The sequence below is a fragment of the Dellaglioa sp. CoH-56-MRSF-10 genome (assembly GCF_056782175.1).
Map to the genome: position 1 here is coordinate 3,396 of NZ_JBXAYF010000012.1, position 1,786 is coordinate 5,181.

Sequence of the window (1,786 nt, forward strand, 5' to 3'; positions counted from 1 at the left end):
CCTCAAAACTAAACAAATTTTCGACAAGTGTGTAGGTTTCCGTAATATTCCTTAGAAAGGAGGTGATCCAGCCGCAGGTTCTCCTACGGCTACCTTGTTACGACTTCACCCTAATCATCTGTCCCACCTTAGACGGCTGGCTCCTAAAAGGTTACCTCACCGGCTTTGGGTGTTACAAACTCTCATGGTGTGACGGGCGGTGTGTACAAGGCCCGGGAACGTATTCACCGCGGCATTCTGATCCGCGATTACTAGCGATTCCAACTTCATGTAGGCGAGTTGCAGCCTACAATCCGAACTGAGAACGGCTTTAAGAGATTAGCTTAACCTCGCGGTCTCGCAACTCGTTGTACCGTCCATTGTAGCACGTGTGTAGCCCAGGTCATAAGGGGCATGATGATTTGACGTCATCCCCACCTTCCTCCGGTTTGTCACCGGCAGTCTCATTAGAGTGCCCAACTAAATGCTGGCAACTAATAATAAGGGTTGCGCTCGTTGCGGGACTTAACCCAACATCTCACGACACGAGCTGACGACAACCATGCACCACCTGTCATTCTGTCCCCGAAGGGAACGGCCTATCTCTAGGTTTGTCAGAAGATGTCAAGACCTGGTAAGGTTCTTCGCGTTGCTTCGAATTAAACCACATGCTCCACCGCTTGTGCGGGCCCCCGTCAATTCCTTTGAGTTTCAACCTTGCGGTCGTACTCCCCAGGCGGAGTGCTTAATGCGTTAGCTGCAGCACTGAAGGGCGGAAACCCTCCAACACTTAGCACTCATCGTTTACGGCATGGACTACCAGGGTATCTAATCCTGTTTGCTACCCATGCTTTCGAACCTCAGCGTCAGTTACAGACCAGAGAGCCGCTTTCGCCACTGGTGTTCTACCATATATCTACGCATTTCACCGCTACACATGGTGTTCCACTCTCCTCTTCTGCACTCAAGTTATCCAGTTTCCAATGCATTTCTTCGGTTGAGCCGAAGGCTTTCACATCAGACTTAAAAAACCGCCTGCGTTCGCTTTACGCCCAATAAATCCGGATAACGCTTGCCACCTACGTATTACCGCGGCTGCTGGCACGTAGTTAGCCGTGGCTTTCTGGTTAGATACCGTCACTAGGTAAACAGTTACTCTTACCTACATTCTTCTCTAACAACAGAGCTTTACGATCCGAAAACCTTCTTCACTCACGCGGCGTTGCTCCATCAGACTTTCGTCCATTGTGGAAGATTCCCTACTGCTGCCTCCCGTAGGAGTTTGGGCCGTGTCTCAGTCCCAATGTGGCCGATCACCCTCTCAGGTCGGCTACGTATCATTGCCTTGGTGGGCCTTTACCTCACCAACTAGCTAATACGCCGCGGGTCCATCCAAAAGTGACAGCTTACGCCGTCTTTCATTATCAAACCATGCGGTTTAACAAATTATGCGGTATTAGCACCTGTTTCCAAGTGTTATCCCCCTCTTTTGGGCAGGTTACCCACGTGTTACTCACCCGTTCGCCACTCATTATCTTCGGTGAGTGCAAGCACTCGGTGAAGATAATGCGTTCGACTTGCATGTATTAGGCACGCCGCCAGCGTTCATCCTGAGCCAGGATCAAACTCTCATATAAAAAGTTGATTGCTCTTATTGTTTTGTTACTTTTTGAAACTAGCGAATTGACTTCGCAAATGTTTGCTCTTAACTCTTAGTTAAGAGACCCTACACATTTGATTTGTCGAAAATTTGTTCAGTTTTCAAAGATCTACTTGGTTGCTTTTGACAACTTTTATATCATATCAA

At 48.5% G+C, this 1,786-nt stretch carries 1 rRNA gene; it reads right to left on the minus strand.

The window, feature by feature from the left end:
- Nucleotides 1-55: 55 nt before the first annotated feature.
- Nucleotides 56-1,616: ribosomal RNA gene (locus AC1RP4_RS07515) — 16S ribosomal RNA — on the minus strand.
- Nucleotides 1,617-1,786: the final 170 nt, after the last annotated feature.